This window comes from Glycomyces sp. NPDC046736, from assembly GCF_040645615.1.
Lineage (GTDB): Bacteria > Actinomycetota > Actinomycetes > Mycobacteriales > Micromonosporaceae > Glycomyces.
In genome coordinates, this window is sequence record NZ_JBEYYO010000024.1 from 16,423 (window position 1) to 32,475 (window position 16,053).

The following is a 16,053-nucleotide window of genomic DNA, read 5'->3' on the forward strand; positions in this document are numbered from 1 at the left end:
GGGGCTTTCAGGCGGCGCGGAGCGTCGCCGCGAGGGCTTCGTGGACGGCGGACATGGAATCGAGGACGAGGTCGGGGCGGTCGGCTGCGGCCGCCTCGGCGAGTTCGGGGGCGGTGGGGGAGCCGCCCTCGACGATCACGGCGGTGCCGACGCCTGCCGCTCGGGCGGCCCGGACGTCGCGCCAGGGCTTGTCGCCGACGAACCAGCACTCGGCCGGATCGACCCCGAGCGCGCGGGTCGCGGCGAGGACCAGCGCCGGGTCGGGTTTGCGGCGGCCCACCTCGTCGGAGTAGGCGTTCGCGCCGATCAGGTGGGCGACCCCGGCGTCGGCGAGCCGCCTGCGCCCTTCGCGGCCGCACACGGTGTTGGAGACGATCCCGACCAGGACGCCCGCGCGGCGGCACCATTCGAGGAGGTCGACCACGCCGTCTCGAAGGCGCGCATGCGATTTCGCCCGCGAGTACTCCTCGGTGAGTGCCACGGCCTCGGCCGCGAGCCACTCGCGGGCCGAGGGCGGGAGCGCTGCGGCGGCGTGCTCGCCCCAGAAGACGGCGGGCGTGATCTCACGCCAGATGAATTGTCCGTCCGCATCGGACTCGGGGGTGCGCTTGTGGCGGCGATACGCATCGAGCGCGTAGGCGAGCGCGTCGCCCATGAGGAGATCGGTGACGGGATGCCCAGCGGAGCGCAGGCGCGAGGCGGTGCGATCAGCGAACGCGGCCAGCGCTTCAGGGGACTTGACGGAGGAAACGAGCACGCCGCCCTGGTCCAGAAGAAGCGCACGCGGTGCCGGCGCAACCGCACGCCCGGCACGAGAGGCGGTCGAGGAGACGGCTTTCTTTGTGGCAGAAGCGACCGCCGTAGTCTCGATCGGTGTCGGTGTCGGTGTCGGTGTCGGTGTCGGTGTCGGTGTCGGTGTCGGTGTCGGTGTCGGTGTCGGTGTCGGTGTCGGTGTCGGTGTCGGTGTCGGTGTCGGCCTCTCGAGCGTCGGAGTCGATGCGGTGGCGTCGAGGGCGGATGCCGCCTCACTCGCAGCCACGGCCCCACGCTCAGCCTCGGCGTCCCGCCCCGGATCGGACTCGGCCGACCCCGCTAGCGCGAATCCGGAAAGCGACCCTGCGGCGTCGCAGCCAGCGTCTGCCTCGCCCGTAGGTGTGGCGTCACGGCCAGCGTCCGCTTCGCCGGTCGCGGCTCCAAACCCTGTCCCGGTGTCCGGGCTCACTTCGGACTCGACCGACCCTGCCGGCGCAAACGCGGAAAGCGACTCTGCGGCGTCGCGGCCAGCATCTACCTCGCCGGTCGCGGCCCCCCGCCCTGCCTTGGCGTCCGGGCTCGCCTTGATCTCGACCGGCCTCGCATGTGCGAGCGCCGGAGTCGATGCCGAAGGGTCGCGGCCAGTGTCCGCCTCACGCGTAGGCGCCGCCTCGCGAGCAGCATCCGCCCCACCGGTTGCGGCCCCACGCCCCGCCGCCATCTCCCGGCACGTCCCGGCCCCCACCGGCGTCGGCTGCGTGATCGCCGGACTCGATCCGATGTCGTTGCGGGTGCCGCCCACCTCGCTTGTCGGTGCGGCCTCGCGCCTCGTCACGACCCCCCGGGCCGCCTCACCCTCTACCGGTCTCGCCTGCTCCAGCGCCGGGATCAACCCTTCCGGCGTCTCGAACACCGCGTCGGCCCTGTCCGCCACCGGGAACGGCGGGGAGTCGGTGTGCTTGGAGCGCGTGAGGATCACCGCGCTCGCCCCGGCCCTGCGACCGGCCTGGACGTCGCGGTCCTGCGTGTCGCCCACGTACCAGCACCGCTCCGGGATCGTGCCGAGCGCGGCGGCGGCTCGGGTGATCATTCCCGGGTGCGGTTTGCGGATGCCGACCTCGTCGGAGTACAGCTGCACTTCTACGTCGATTCCAAAGCGGCGCATCAGGTTTCGGTGCGAAAGTCCAGAGTGGGCGTTCGAGACGATCCCCACCCGCACGCCGAGCTCGCGGGCCAGCCGCACCAGCTCGGCCGCGCCCGGCCGGACCCGGTGGTCGCTGAGCAGCGGGTTGATCGCGGCCATGAGCTCGCGGCCGTCCCCGGCGGCGGTGGCCCGCACTGCCTCGGGCTGGTCGGACAGGAGGAAGTCCTCCCACAGCTCGCGGTGCGTGAGCTCGACCGGGGCGAGGGTGCGGCTCATCGCGTGCTTCCAGTGCTTGAGCGCGTCGAGCCCGGCGGCCATCGAGGCCGCCACCGCCGCCGCGTCCACGTCGTGCCCGGCCCGCGAGAGCCGCTCGCTCACCAGTTCCGCTGCGCGCCTTCGACCTTCGGGCAGCTTCTCGGTCTCGAAGACCACGCCGCCGAAGTCGAGCAGCAGCGCTTCGGGGCGGGCGGCGAGCGCCGGGGCGATCGGTTCGAAGGCAGTGGGGGCGGGGCTGGCGGTCACGGGCGCTCCAGTCGTCTCGGGGTTGCATGGCCAGCATCGGGCCGCCCGGTGACGGCGGGCCCCGCGTCGGGTGAACGAGCGCCGAACAGGACTGGAACGTTCCAGGTTTCCTGCTCAAGACCGGTGTGCCGGTTTGCGACTAGTGGTAGGCGGCGGCGATGATTGGCCGGTGACCGCGAACCGGAACCGCCGCCCCACGATCGTCGACGTGGCCGCCCACGCGGGCGTCTCGAAGTCCCTCGTCTCGCTCGCGCTGCGCGGCGACGACGGCGTGGGCCCCTCCACCCGCGACCGCATCCTCCGCTCGGCCGCCGAACTCGGCTACCGCCTGAACGCGCAGGCCCGCGCCCTCGTCCAAGGCCGCACCGGCCAGATCGGCGTCATCGTCACCGACCTGCGCAACCCCTACCACGCGGAAGTGGCGCTCGGCGTCGAGGAATCGGCCGAAGACGAGGGCTTCGGCACGTTCCTCGCCAACGGCCGCCGCGACCCGAAGCGCCTTGCGGCCCAAGTGGAGGCGATGATCGGCCACAACGTGGAAGGCCTCGTCGTAGTAAGCTCCAGAGTGGACTCGGAAGTACTGGCTGCGGCCGCTCGACGCCTCCCGATCGTCGTCGTAGGTCGCCCCGAAGTCCTGCCCGAAGGCGTCGACTCGGTCGCCAACGACGACCTCGACGGCGCCAGGCAGGCCGCCGAGCACCTGATCACCCTCGGCCACAAGGAGATCGCCTTCGCGACCACCTCGAACCGCCCGGCGGCCAGAGCCCGCCTCGAAGGCTACGAGACCACACTCCAAGCGGCAGCACTGAAACCGAGCATCCACCGCCTCCGCCCCGAGCCCGGCGCGATCGACGAGATCCTCAGCAGCGGCGCGACGGCGATCATGGCCAACAACGACGTGCTCGCCATCGAATGTCTCGGCCGCGCCCACGAACTCGGCCTCGACGTCCCCGGCCGCCTCTCGCTCATCGGCTACGACGACACCGAACTCGCCGCCCGCTCCTGGCCGCGTCTGACCAGCATCGACCAACACTGCCCCGACCTCGGCCGCACCGCCCTCACCCTCCTCAAGACCCGCCTCGAAGGCCGCACCGCCGACCGCCACGAGGTCATCTCCCCGACCCTCGTCAAACGAGCCTCGACCGCCGCTGTGACCGATTGATGACCGGCTCGTGGCCGCGGTTCGTAGACTTCTGGGATGCCTGAACGTCCTATAGCGGTGCGCCGCAACGACTCGGAGCGCCGATGACCGACGAGGAGCCCGCCCCGCCCCGTCATCGCCGTCCGGTCCTCGTCACTGCGGTGGCCGTCGGGGTCCTCACCATGGGGGCGACGTTCGCGGGCTCGGTGGTCAACCTGCTCACCGGGACCGTGGCGATCGCGATCGCCGCAGTCGGCGCGGTCATGGCGGGGATGGCCTCGATCATCGCGCTCACCGTCTCGGGCCCCGCGGCCGAGGCCGCCGAGCGCCGCGCACCGGCGGTCTGGACCTGGCCCGACCTGGCCGCGCACCCACTCGAAGCCGTGCGCAACATCCGCCTGCCGCTGGCGGTCACCCTCGCGGTCGCCGCCGCCGTGACCGCGCCCCCCGCGCTGCTCGACCCGGTCCCGTTGCGCGGCTACGCCGCCGCATACGCGAGCCTGCTCCTGCCCGCCGCGGCCTGCGCCTGGGCCCTGCTCGCCGCCATGATCGCCCAAGGCTGGAACTTCAACCACCAAGAGGCGCAACGAGGTGCGGGCCTGGACGCGCTCATCACCTACACCCTCGCCGCCGCGGCAGGCATCTGGATCGGCACCGTCACCGAGCCCCACATCGGCCTCCTCGTCGCCTCACTGGCGATGTTCCAGCTCACCGCCGTGACCGGCCGCTTCGAAGACGACTTCTACGAGCACGGCCCGATCCCGCTTCTCCTCTCAGCGGCCGCCATCGCGTGCGCGTGCCTGGTCGCGTCCACCTCCGGCGCGAATCCGTTCGGCGTTTTCCTCACCGCCGTCTGCGCCACCGCAGCGGTGACGCTCCCCGCCGCGCTCCGCAAGGACGGCTCCGATTTCCCGGTCGGCGTTCTCGAATTCGTGCCCCTCGCCGTCCTCGCGCTGCTGGCCCTCACCCTCACTCCCTGGTGGTTCGCCCCGGCCACGCTCACTTTCGCTGCGGCCGTGGCGAACTCCAGCGGCGGCAACCACACCGCCCCCGACCTCGGGCAAGGAGCGGCCTTCGTGGCGAACTGGTTCGGCCCCCTCAAACGCCCCGCGATGACCCTCACGGTCCTCACCGCCCTGGCCACGATCTACCTGACGCTCGCCTTGGCCTTCCCCACCCTGAACCTCGAACTGCCCTGATTCGGGGCTTCAGAACTCGCGATCGGGTCGGCATGGTGCGAGCTCGAGTGCCTCGAGGCCGGTGAGGATCTCGGCGGCTGCCAGCCGACCGACCGCGGCGGCCAAGGTGATCGCCGAGTGCATCACGGCGAGGTAGAGCCCTCGTGTGCCGGTGGGGCGGCCGATGATCGGCTCGCCGTCGGCGGGCATTGGGCGCCAACCGATCTCGACGGAGATGATCTCGGTGTCCTCGGCGCCGGAGAACGCGGCGGCGAAGCGGTCCCGCACGCGTCGAGCCGTTTCGTGCAGCGCCGCCTGATCGGTCTCGCCGCGATACTCCACAGGGGCCAGTACCGTGCCGTCACGGAGCTGCCGGACCTCCAGCTCCGGAGTGGCCACAATGGCCTGAACCAGATTCGGCTTGGCACGCAGCCGCACCAGGATCGCAGGAGAGGGCTCGACCGGCACGGCGACCCCGATGCCTGAGCACAAGGCGACCGTGCCGGTTCCGGCGGCCAGGACCACGGTCTCGGCGGGCACCGTCCCGGCGGTCGTCCGCACGCCGCGCACTGTGCCGGCTTCGTGGTCGAGCGCGGTGGCGAGCGTCCCGGTCAGCACCCGCGCGCCCCGGTCGCGCGCGCCCGCGACCAGCAGTTCCGTGGTCGCCACCGGATCAAGGGCGCCGTCTTCGGGGCGACGCACGGCTTCCGCAGGAGGGTCGAGGAGACGCGGTTCCAACGCGCGGACGTCGCCCGCGCTCGGCCCCTGTGTCGCGTCGAAGCCGCCCCAACTGATCGACCCCGACCACTGGATCGGCAGCCCGGGAAGCTCGGTCTCCAGCCGCCGGTACTCATCGAGCGCCAGGTACCGCAGCGCCGCCGAAGGCAGATCGCTGACGAGCGGCCGCCCGATCCACGCGAACGACGCCCCGGTGGCCCCCGAACCCGGCAACCCCGCGTCGATCACCGTCACGGGCCTGCCTTGCCCCGCAAGGTGGTACGCCAGCGACGTCCCGACGATCCCGGCACCGACCACGACAATGCTTCCATCCGTCATAGCCGAGTTCTACCAGCCGGAACCAGTTCAGGCGAGCCGCTTCTCCACACCCCGACGCCACACGCGTTCGATCGAGCGGGCGTCGCGCGCGTCCTCGGTCGGGTCTCCTTCGACCAGGAGCAGGTCGGCGCGCAGGCCCGGTTCGATGCGGCCTCGGTCGTCGAGGGCGAAGTGGCGGGCCGGGGTGCTGGTCGCGGCGGTCAGGGCCTCGGTCGGGGTCAGGCCCGCGTCGCACAGGAGCACGAGTTCGCGGAGCATGGACGCGCCGTGCGCGGGGCCGAACGGGGTCGCGTCGGTCCCGGCGAGGATCGGCACCCCGGCGGCGTGGAGGCTCGCGATCGCGGCCGCGGCGTTCGCCGATTCCCGGCTCTGCGCAACGGGATCGGTGGCCAGAGCGGCACGCAGGTGCTCGGGCAGTCGCGGTCCGACACGTTCGTCGGCGATCAATTCCGCGCCGCCGCCTCCGGTGAGGTTCTCGATGTAGGCCAGGGTGCTCACCACGAACACGCCGCTGTCGGCGATGCGCGCGGTCAGCTCGGCGAGAGCCGCTCCGGGGCCGAGGTCGGTGAAAGCGTGCGCGAGTCCGTCCACGCCCGCGTCGAGCGCCATCCGGGCGTCGCCGCTGGTCCACACGTGCGCGATCGCCATCAGTCCGGCCGCGTGCGCCTCCTTGACGATCGCTGCCGCGGTCCGCTGGTCGAGCACGGGCAGGCGCGTGCCCGAGTGGGTCCCGTCGTCGATCACGATCTTGACGTAGTCGGCCCCTTCCTCCAAGCGTGCCTTGACGAACGCCTCGGCGTCCTCGGCCGATTCGATCGGCTTGAACGCGTCGGCGCTCTCGCCGTAGAACGCCATCACCTCGGGCGTGGCGATCTGCGCGGGGTGCCCGCCGGGCGGGGTGGCGAGGTGGCCCGCGCTGCGCAGGTCGGCGAGATCGTCGCGCTCGGCCGCGAGCGCCTTGAGACGCGCGTGGGTGGCGGGGAGGCTGAACATGTCGAGCTCGGTGGTGACGCCGAAGCTGAGCGCGAGTTCGAGGTCCTGGCCGACCGCGTGGGTGTGGGCGTCGATGAGCCCGGGCAGTATGGTCCGGCCGGTGGCGTCGACGGTCGAGTCGACGGGCCCGCCGTCGGGCGCGGCGATCCGGTCGCCGTCGATGAGGACCGAGTCTTGCCCTGAGATGTTGCGCCCGTTGAAGATCCGTGCGTTCTGGATGAGGGTGCGCATGGCCTGCTCCTTCCGTAGGTGAAACTACTTCGCTAGTTGATAGTACGCTAGCAAACTATCTCAAGGCGAATAGAATGAGCCCATGACCGAATCGAACGAGGACCGCATCGACCGCATCCTGGCGGCCTGGAAGCGGGAGCTGCCGGGCCTCGACCTGGACCACATGGGCCCGATGATGCGCATGGCCCACGTCCTCCAGCACGTGGTGATGCCCGTCGGTGAGGCCGCGATGGCCGAACACGGCCTCCAGCAGCCCGAATACGACGTCCTCACCACCCTCCGCCGCAGCGGCGAGCCCTACGCCCTCACCCCGTCGGAACTCTCCGACGAGCTCCTGATGTCCCGCGCGGGCATGACCAAGCGCCTCGACCGCCTCGAAGCCGCAGGCCTGGTAACCCGAACCCAAACCCCCGGCGACCGCCGCAGCTTCCGCATCACCCTGACCCCCACCGGAAAAGCCACAGCAGACGCAGCAGCGGAGGCAGTCGCCGACCGCATGGTCGACCTCACCACCAGAATGTCCATAAAGGACTTCAACAATCTGGACCGAGCCCTCAGGGCGCTGATGAACACCGACACCTGACAAAGAACTAGACGTTTGCGACATGAGGGCGTGTCGCTGGTTGATGCGCGGCGATAGCTGTGCAATGGTTTCAGCACGCGTGTATCACGCGTGCAACCACACCAACTGAATATCAACGCGGCGGGCCGCCGCACCAAACGCCAATCCGGATCGGCGGCCCGCCCCTTACCAGAGAGGAGACCTCTCGTGGTCTCGTTCAGCGTACGCCATGACCCGGTCCCGGCCTCGGTCAAAATCGACCTCGAACTCCACAAGCCCTACCGCACCTGGCTCGGCCTGGGCCGCCTGCGATGCGAGTGGTGCCACCACAAGTGGGGCGCCCACGGCTGCCCGAGGCGCCAAAGCGCGATCAAGATCCAGGCCGCGCACGCCCGCGTGCGCCTCTACCGCGCCCACTGGTCGGCCGTGCAGCGCCGCAACGCCAAAGACAAGGTCACCGTGACCTGGCGACACGCCGCCCGCCGCGCGGAGGTCGAAGGATGAGCCTCCACTTCATCAACCACTACCCCCTGATCGGCACCGACACGATCGACGGCTACACCTTCAACTACGCCTGGGTCTGGGAACATCCGAGCCTGCGCATCACCTTCGCCGACAACGGAACCCTCCTGGGCAGAGTCACCCACCTCGACGGCCTTCCCCGCCTCGTCCCCGGCTCCCAAGGCCTCGCCTGGCTCAACCAAGACGACCCCACCCGCACCCGAGCCATCCTCGACCAATCCATAAACCTCTGGCAAAAGAAGGACCAAATCTTCCGAACCTGCAACGGCTGACTGGCAAACGAACGAGCCCGGGCCGAATGGCCCGGGCTCGCGTCTCTCGTTGGGTTATCGCTTAATGCAATCGATCGCTTCGATTCACGATTCCGGGGCTGGTTCGAACTTCGCCGTGAGGGTTGTGTCCGCTTCGAGCGCGAACGTGTAGCGCGACTCAGTCGAAACCGTTGCGCCAGTTGCGTCTTGCCACTCGGTGAACCTTGCGCCCGGTGCCGGTTCTGCGACCGCTGTGACCGTTGCGCCGACCTCATAGCGGCCCGGTTCGGCTTCGTTGCCTTCGATTGCGGCGGTGCCGTCGCCCTCGGCGGTCACCGTCAGGGCTGCGGTGGTCATGTTGATCGCCATCGGGTTGACGATGGTGACCGGGCCTCGACTGGTGGTGCCGTTGTAGCGCATCAGGTTCACGACCGTGACCGCGCTGGACTCGTCGGCGTCGACCGTGTGGCCGCCGGGGCCGAGGTTGTCGGTGCCCAGGTTGAATGCCGTCACAGTCGAATTGCTGGCCACGATCCCGTCGTGCGAACCGTACGCGAAGGTGTTCCGCACCTCCAGGTTCTCGGCCCCGATCGCGTGGACGAGGATCTCCCGCTCGCGGCTCACGCTGTCGATCACGTCGGCGAACAGATTGGTCTCCTCGACCCAGCCCGGCAGGCCGTAAGCGTTGCGGGTCATCACGTTGCCGTTGGAGAGCAGCCCGTCAACGACCCCGTCCGCAGCCCCGTCGACGCGCACGCCCTCGGAGAGGAAGATGCCCAGCACCCGCCGCACCAGGAACCCATCGGCCTCGGCGGTGAAATCGACTGCGTTCCAAGCATTGTCGAGACCCACATTCACGACGTAGACGCCTGGAGCGTCGCCACGCACCGCGAACGGGTACGGCACCGCGCCCTCGGCCGGGTTGTTCTCCGGGTGCAGCACCCGCAGGCCTCGCACCCCGGCGTCCTCACCGGCGAGCGTGACCACGGCGGTCGCCTCGGCCGCGGCCTCCACCGATGCCTCGCTCGTGTCCTCTTGGCGGCCTTCGTAAGCCATGAGGACCGTGCCCGACGACTCGATGAGGGACACCCGGTTCGGCACCGCCGAAGCGCCGCGCAGCTCCACACCCGCAGGGACCGTGAGGTGCCCGCGAATCGTGTACCAGCCCGCGGGCAGGTAGACCACGCCGCCGCCGGCCTCGCCTGCGTCGTCAAGCGCCGCTTGGATACCCGCGGTCGCGTCGAAGTCGGAGAACTCCTTCGGCGTGCGCGGCACGTTGTACGGCTCGGCCGTCACGTCGAACAGCAGCTCATCCGGTTTCGGAGCGATACGCGTGTCAGTGATCTCAGGGACCTCGTCGGGTCCATCCAGTGTGTACACCGTGCCTTGGAGAGCGCCTTCGACGGCGGTGTCCGTGAGCTTCACGTACCCGTCGGAGACGTTGCGCACCGCCGCTTCGGCGCCTTCGAGCACGCTCGACGCGAACGAGACGCCCCAGCGGTCATCCGAGTCCTCCACCAGCACAGCCACATCGGTGTCCACGATATGGGCGTCCACGAAGATGCCGGTGAACGAGGCCCTCGGGCCCTTCACGGCCTTGATGCCCACCGCGTAATCGGCGGCGTGCAGGCCCACGAACTGGTCCCATTCGAGGTCGGCGAGCACGAAACCGGTGCCGTGCTCGCGCGTCCACGCGTCCAGGACCTCGCGGTCGGGCGCGGCGTACGCTTCCCCCGCGCCGGACCAGTACGCGTTGTCGAAGCGCACGTCCTCCCACACGCCCACGTCGGCCCCGTTGTACCCGGCCGCGCCCTCGAAGAGGACCGTGCCCGACACGTTGCGCACGTTCGCGAGCTCATGTCCTTGCGCCCCAGGGCCTTCGCCCCGGTCGTTGCGCATGGTCGAGACGCCGATGCCGCGGTAGGAGTTGAGGAGCGTGACGTCCTCGACGGTGCTGAGCATGTAGTTCTCGTTGCCGATCCACGCGAGCCCGGGAACCTCGACGGTCCACCCGTACGGCACCGGGTTCGCGGCGTCCTGCTCAAGGTAGTACGCGGTCAGCCCCACGACCCCGGCCGAGCCGCCGACGCGCAGCAGCGCCGGGCCGTCGTCGCCCGACTCCAGATGCGCCTCAAGCACAGTGCCCAGGCCCTCGGGGGCATCCGGGTCGCCGAGCGGCTGCTCGTCCAGGTCGCGGTGGTCGCCGCGCAGCGTGCAATAGGCGAACACTTCGAGCGTGTCGCTCACGCGGTAGGTCCCGGCCGGGGCCCACACGGTCCCGCCACCGGCGTCGCGGCAGGTGGCCAGGGCTTCCTGGATCGCGGCGGTCGAATCGGCGGCGCCCGTGGGGTCGGCCCCGAAATCGGTGACGTCGAGGTCGGCCACGATCACGTCGTCGCTCGGGAACACCGTGTCCACAATGCGCGGTTCGAGATCCACGGGCGTGATGTCGCGGATTTCGAATGCTTTGAGACCGTAAGCGCCTCGCTGCGTGGCGAACTGGTCGAGCGAGAGACGCACGTAGCGAGCGCTCGTCTCCTCGAACCGGGTCCGGATCTGGTTGCCACCCAGCGAACCCGCGGTGGCGACGGTGGTGAACTCCTCGCCGTCGCTTGAGACCTGGACGCGGTAGACGTGCGCGTAGTCGGCGGTCCAGTTGGCGGTGACCTCGTCGAACGTCGTGGCCGCGCCGAGGTCGACCTGGATCCAGGCCGACTCGTGATCGCGCCCCGACACCCACGTCGACCCGGTTCCATCGGTCACGGCACCCGGTTGACCCGCACTGGTCGAGCTCGCGGTGACCGCCGCGCCGCGCGCGAGGTCGGTCGTGACCTCGGCGGCGAGGAAGGTCTCCAGCGCGCTCTTCAGGGCCTCGATCGCGGCGTCGATGTCGGCCTCGGCCGCGTCGGGATCATCAAGCACGGCCTGCGCCGCGTCGATCTCGTTCCGCAGCAAGGACTTCGAGCCCGCCGGGAACTGCCCGTCCCGGTCGCCCTCGCGGGCGGCGTAGTGCGCGATGTCGGCCTGGTCGACCAGCTGCCGGAGCCCGACCGCGGGATCCACTTCGCGCGGAATCACGGTCACGGCGAGCGCGTCGAACCGTACATCCTCAGTGGAGTCCTCGACCGAGACGCGGAAGTCCGATCCATTGGAGCGGTTCGTCAGGATCGCGTCGTCCAGCAGCCAGGAACTGGACTGCCACGACCCGTCGCCGCCCAGCTGGTGCCGCGCGGACGGCTTGAACATGTCGGGAATGGTCTCACCCGGCGAGTCGTATTGGAGGAACAGCGAACCGCCGCCGTGCTGCACGGTGGCGTCGACAAGAACGCGGTCAGTGGTGTTGAGCGCGTAGGAGTTCGACACGTTCGCGTAGATGAAGTTCGTGCCCAGTTCACGGCCGGTCTGCCAGTACCCGCGCCCGTCCTCGGTGCCGGTGACCAGACCGGCGGTCTCATCCCCGGCGCGCACGGCGATGCCCTGCTCGGACACGCTCGGTCCGAAATCGACGCTCGTGCCCCGGACGACGACGCGCACCGACGCCACGGTCAACTCGTCGTCGACCGCGCCGAGCTCGACCTCGGGGTCGGACGCATCGAGCGCTCTGACGGCAAGGGGCACAACGGTGGTGGTCCAGACATCGCCTTCCTGCGGATCGCCCGCGTCGAGGGTCTCGCCGCCGCTGGTGGCGACGAGTTCCTCCCCGGCCAGGTGGTCGACCACGAGGTACCCGGGGGATTCGGCGAGGCGGTCCACGTACTCGTCGACGAGATCGAGCGCGATGCGCTCGGCTCCTGCGGCGCTGTCGGTGCGCCAGTATTCGCGGTCGTCCTGCTCGCCGGTCACCTCCGCGTCCGGTGTGGGGGCGGTGGCGACGGCGATCCCGTGGGTGCGCGGCGCGACCGAGAAGTCCGCGCCGAGCCCGGCGGGATAGCGGTCGACATCGACATTCGGCGCGGCCACGACCGGTGGCGCGAGCCCGGTGACGGTCAACGCGACGGCCGCAGCCGTCGCGACCGCACGGCCTATCAGTGCTTTCATGCTCAGAACCTTCGTTCGGGGGTAAGGCGAAAGCGCGTATGCATCAGCATGCGCAGCAAGGGAATCGGGGGTAACGATCGTCACAGTCGGGGTGATGACCCGCGATCGCTCAAGGCAGGTCAAGCTTCGGCCTACAAAGTAACCCCATGAGTGTTACTAAGTCAAGCACTTCAATACCCCAATGCCTCCCCAGCGCTCAACCTCGGATGTCGGTCCCGAGGCAGCGCCGCAGCGCCCCGCGAAACGCGTCCTTCTCGGCCTGGCCCGAAACGCCTTCCGGTTCGGGCCATCACTGTGTGAAACGCCTGGCTGCCACAGGGTGAACGGTGGGTTATGTACGGGTAAAGGGGCGCTTGAATCGTGCCAATACGACTGCTACTGTGACGGAATTCATTGATCAATGAGCCAACCAAATTGGCTTGAGGTGGTGGCACACCCATCAACGCGGCCACCACTTCTGCTCCTTCGGTTGGGAACGCCCTTTTTGACCATTCGAGAGTTCCCCAGAACTTCGTGTGCCCATCGCGGAGGTAGACCCCATATGTACAGCCTGATGCTGCTCAACGGCGGAATCGGCAACCGTGTCGCAGCAGGCCGCCCCAAGCAGTTCATCGAGGTGGCCGGACGCCCGATCATCGTCTACTCGCTGGTCGCCGCCGACGCCGTACCCGAGATCGACCAGATCGTCCTCAACTACCCCGAAGGGTTCCGCGAGGAGATCGAACGCTTGGTCGACGACTACGCCATCCAGACGCCGGTCACCTATGTGAAGGCGGGCGCGAGCCGACACGAGTCGGTCGCCGCCATGCTCCCCGAATGCTGCAACGACCGCGTCCTCGTCCACGAGTCCGCCCGTCCCCTGGTCGGCACCGCCGACTTCAAACTCCTGGTCGCCGACCCTCGCGAGAACGTGAGTCTCATGCTCCCCATCCCCTTCACCGTCGCCCCCGTCGACCCCGAAACGGCCCTGGTCGCCGGCTCGCTCGAACGCGACCGCCTGCGCAACGTCCAGCTCCCCCAGAAGTTCCTCAAAGCCGACCTCGCCGACGCGCACGAGCAGGCCCGCGACAAGCAGCTCGTGTTCACCGAGGACGCGACGCTGTGCGCGGTGACCGGTCACGACGTGTACTTCATCGACGGCCAGGACACCAACATCAAGGTCACCACCCCGACCGACGTCAAGCTCGCGGGCTTCCTCCTGGGCGGAGGCGACGATGTCTAAGTCGATCCTCATCACCGGCGCGTCCAAGGGCATCGGCGCGGCCACCGCCGAGCGCTTCTTCTACGACGACAACGACGTCACCGACCTCATCCTCCTCGCCCGCGAGTCCAAGGAGTTCGAGAAGCTCATCTCCCGGCTTGCCGACGACAACCCGCACGGCAAACGCGTCTTCCCGCACTTCATCGACCTGGCCGACCGCGCCCGCATCGTCGGCCTCATGCGCGACGTCATGGCCGAGGCAGGCAAGGTCGACATCCTGATCAACAACGCCGGATACACCGCCCCGTGCGCGTTGCAGCAGATCACGTTCGCCGACTTCGAGCGGACGATGGGCGTGAACGTGTACGCGCCGTTCACGATCGTGCAGGAGCTGCTCCACTGCGGCAACACCTTCGAGCTCATCGTGAACATCGCCTCCACCGCCGGGATGGGCGGCCGACCCGGCTGGCTCACCTACGGCGCGTCCAAGGCCGCGGTGATCAACATGAGCGAGGCGATCAAGGAGGAGCTGTCGATCTACGGCACCCGCGTCGTGTGCATCTCGCCCGGCCGCTGCGCGACCGACCTGCGGCGAAAACTCGCCCCCGACGAGGACCCCTCGACGATCATGCAGCCCGAGCACGTGGCCTCGGCCATCGCCATGCTCGCCTCCGATGTCGGCCACCTCGTCGACAGCCAGAACCTCGTCGTCCGTCGATAAGAGACACTCGAATGCTCCTTGAGATCACGCAGCTCAGATACATCCGGGCGCTTCTGCCGAACCTGCTGCCAGTGCTGTGCCACGCCGTCATCCTCTTCGGCGTCTCGGGGGCCTGGCCCGCGGTGGGCCTGGCGCTGACGGCCGCGACGCTGGCGTTCTACTTCTATCCCCGGGCCGCCAACGTGCCCGGCCGCTACGCGCCGGGCCGGACGCTGCTGGCGTTCACGCCGTTCACCGCGGCCGTCGCCGCGGGGTCGGACGTGCCGCTCGCATGGGCCGTGGCCGCGCTGGCCACGGCCGGGATGATCGCCGTCGAGGTGCTACTGGGCCGGGTGGTGTCGGCGGCGAAGATCGCCACGGCGCACCTTCCCACGACGCCTTCCACCGCGGACTCGTTCCTGCGCCGGACCGTCCTGTACTACCTGTCGACGTTCGCGGTCCTGGCCGTGCAGGCGCCGCTGGTGTTCCCCGGGGTCGCGGCGGTGACGCCGTACGCGGTCGCGTTGGCGGTGCTGCCCACGGCGGTGCTGGCAGCGGCGAAGTTCCTGGACCTGACCCATCGCATCCTGCCCACCACCGAGGACACCACGCTGACGGTGGCCGAGGCGCTCGACCGGCTCGAACCGACGTTCATGGTCTACTTCGCCGGGCCGCCCAACACCACCTACCAACTGGAGATGTGGCTGCCGTACTTCGAGCAGATCTCCGGCGGGTACTTCGTCATGACCCGCGAGCGGCACAACCTCCAGGCGCTGGCCGATGTCACCGAGCGGTCCGTGGTCTTCGTCGAGGGGCAGGGGCCGATCGACGGGGTCATTCCCGCTTCGGTGACGACGGTGTTCTACGTCAACAACGGCATGAAGAACGCCCACCTGGTCCGCAACCCCGACCTGCGGCACATCCAACTGCTGCACGGCGACTCGGACAAGGTCTCCAGCTTCAACCCGGTCACGGGCATGTTCGACCGGATCTTCGTGGCCGGGCAGGCCGGGATCGACCGGTACGAGAACCACGGCGTGTCGATTCCGGCGGAGAAGTTCGACATCGTCGGGCGCCCGCAGGTGTCGGTGCTCGACATCCCACGGACCGAGATCAGCACCGTCAAGTCCCCGACGGTGCTGTATGCGCCGACGTGGACCGGGTTCTACGAGGACGCGAACTACTGCTCGCTCCCGTTGGGGCCCAAGCTGGTGAAGGCGCTGCTGGACCGGGGCGCGACCGTGGTGTTCCGGCCGCACCCGTACACCGACCGCGACGACGGCGCCGACCGCAAGAGGGCCGAGACCGAGGAACTGCTGCGCGCCGACGCGGCCAAGACCGGGCGCGCGCACCTGTGGGGAGCCAAGGCCTGCGAGGAGATGACGCTGTTCGACTGCGTGGACGCCGCCGACGCCCTCGTCTGCGACGTCAGCGCCGTCGCCTCGGACTGGCTCTACACCGAGAAGCCCTTCGCGGTCGTCGACGCCCGCGACGAGGGCGAGGCCTTCGTCGAGACCTTCCCTCTGGCCCGCGTCGCTTACAGGATCGACTCCACCGGCGCCAACCTCGGCCCAGTCCTCGACGACCTCCTCAAAACCGACCCCCTCGCCCCCGACCGCGCCCGCGAAAAGGTCTACTACCTCGGCGACTTCCCCGCCGAAACCTACGAACGAGCCTTCATAGAAACCGCCCAGCGCTACATCGACGACCGCTCAACCAACTGACCCGTCGAACCCCGATGGGCCCCTGCCACAGCGGCAG

12 protein-coding genes are annotated in these 16,053 nt (G+C 69.4%); 8 read left to right on the plus strand and 4 right to left on the minus strand.

Translation table 11 applies throughout. The annotated features are described in order from the left end of the window. Nucleotides 1–7: 7 nt before the first annotated feature. Nucleotides 8–2,419, minus strand: coding sequence for an HAD family hydrolase (locus AB0B28_RS20380; RefSeq protein ID WP_360123715.1), 2,412 nt, complete (start codon nt 2,417–2,419; stop codon nt 8–10). A 169-nt stretch (nt 2,420–2,588) separates the two neighbouring features. Between AB0B28_RS20380 and AB0B28_RS20385 the strand changes: the two genes are divergently transcribed. Together AB0B28_RS20385 and AB0B28_RS20390 are read left to right on the plus strand one after the other, a co-directional pair. Then, nucleotides 2,589–3,581, plus strand: coding sequence for a LacI family DNA-binding transcriptional regulator (locus AB0B28_RS20385; RefSeq protein WP_360123718.1), 993 nt, complete (start codon nt 2,589–2,591; stop codon nt 3,579–3,581). Between the two features lie 83 nt (nt 3,582–3,664). Further along, the gene (locus AB0B28_RS20390) at nt 3,665–4,759 is read left to right on the plus strand and encodes a hypothetical protein (RefSeq protein WP_360123721.1); all 1,095 of its coding nucleotides are present in this window, start codon (nt 3,665–3,667) and stop codon (nt 4,757–4,759) included. Nucleotides 4,760–4,768: 9 nt separating this feature from the next. On the opposite strand, the gene AB0B28_RS20395 is transcribed toward AB0B28_RS20390, so the two are convergent. Continuing rightward, a complete protein-coding gene (locus AB0B28_RS20395; RefSeq protein WP_360123725.1) occupies nt 4,769–5,794 on the minus strand; it encodes an FAD-dependent oxidoreductase in 1,026 nt (341 codons plus the stop codon). A 27-nt stretch (nt 5,795–5,821) separates the two neighbouring features. Then, nucleotides 5,822–7,018: an amidohydrolase family protein gene (locus AB0B28_RS20400; RefSeq protein ID WP_360123728.1), complete on the minus strand. Its 1,197-nt coding sequence runs from the start codon at nt 7,016–7,018 to the stop codon at nt 5,822–5,824. Nucleotides 7,019–7,100: 82 nt separating this feature from the next. On the opposite strand from AB0B28_RS20400, the gene AB0B28_RS20405 reads away from it, so the two are divergent. The 3 genes from AB0B28_RS20405 to AB0B28_RS20415 all read left to right on the plus strand — a co-directional run bounded on the left by AB0B28_RS20405 (nt 7,101) and on the right by AB0B28_RS20415 (nt 8,374). Beyond that, a complete protein-coding gene (locus tag AB0B28_RS20405; protein WP_360123731.1) occupies nt 7,101–7,601 on the plus strand; it encodes a MarR family transcriptional regulator in 501 nt (166 codons plus the stop codon). Nucleotides 7,602–7,787: 186 nt separating this feature from the next. Continuing rightward, on the plus strand, nt 7,788–8,084 hold the full coding sequence (locus tag AB0B28_RS20410; protein ID WP_360123734.1) for a hypothetical protein: 297 nt from the start codon (nt 7,788–7,790) through the stop codon (nt 8,082–8,084). Continuing rightward, on the plus strand, nt 8,081–8,374 hold the full coding sequence (locus AB0B28_RS20415; RefSeq protein WP_360123737.1) for a hypothetical protein: 294 nt from the start codon (nt 8,081–8,083) through the stop codon (nt 8,372–8,374). Before AB0B28_RS20410 ends, AB0B28_RS20415 begins: the two co-directional genes overlap by 4 nt. Before the next feature lie 84 nt (nt 8,375–8,458). Here the strand turns inward: AB0B28_RS20415 and AB0B28_RS20420 are convergent, their stop codons facing one another. After that, nucleotides 8,459–12,391, minus strand: coding sequence for a glycosyl hydrolase family 28-related protein (locus AB0B28_RS20420; protein ID WP_360123740.1), 3,933 nt, complete (start codon nt 12,389–12,391; stop codon nt 8,459–8,461). Nucleotides 12,392–12,932: 541 nt separating this feature from the next. Here AB0B28_RS20420 and AB0B28_RS20425 point away from each other — a divergent pair. The 3 genes from AB0B28_RS20425 to AB0B28_RS20435 are packed head-to-tail and all read left to right on the plus strand — an operon-like array spanning nt 12,933 to nt 16,016. After that, the gene (locus AB0B28_RS20425) at nt 12,933–13,613 is read left to right on the plus strand and encodes a 2-C-methyl-D-erythritol 4-phosphate cytidylyltransferase (RefSeq protein ID WP_360123743.1); all 681 of its coding nucleotides are present in this window, start codon (nt 12,933–12,935) and stop codon (nt 13,611–13,613) included. Continuing rightward, nucleotides 13,606–14,313 (plus strand): SDR family oxidoreductase, encoded by a 708-nt coding sequence (locus AB0B28_RS20430; RefSeq protein WP_360123746.1) that lies wholly within the window; start codon nt 13,606–13,608, stop codon nt 14,311–14,313. Before AB0B28_RS20425 ends, AB0B28_RS20430 begins: the two co-directional genes overlap by 8 nt. Nucleotides 14,314–14,324: 11 nt before the next feature. Then, nucleotides 14,325–16,016 (plus strand): CDP-glycerol glycerophosphotransferase family protein, encoded by a 1,692-nt coding sequence (locus AB0B28_RS20435; RefSeq protein ID WP_360123749.1) that lies wholly within the window; start codon nt 14,325–14,327, stop codon nt 16,014–16,016. Nucleotides 16,017–16,053 lie beyond the last annotated feature (37 nt).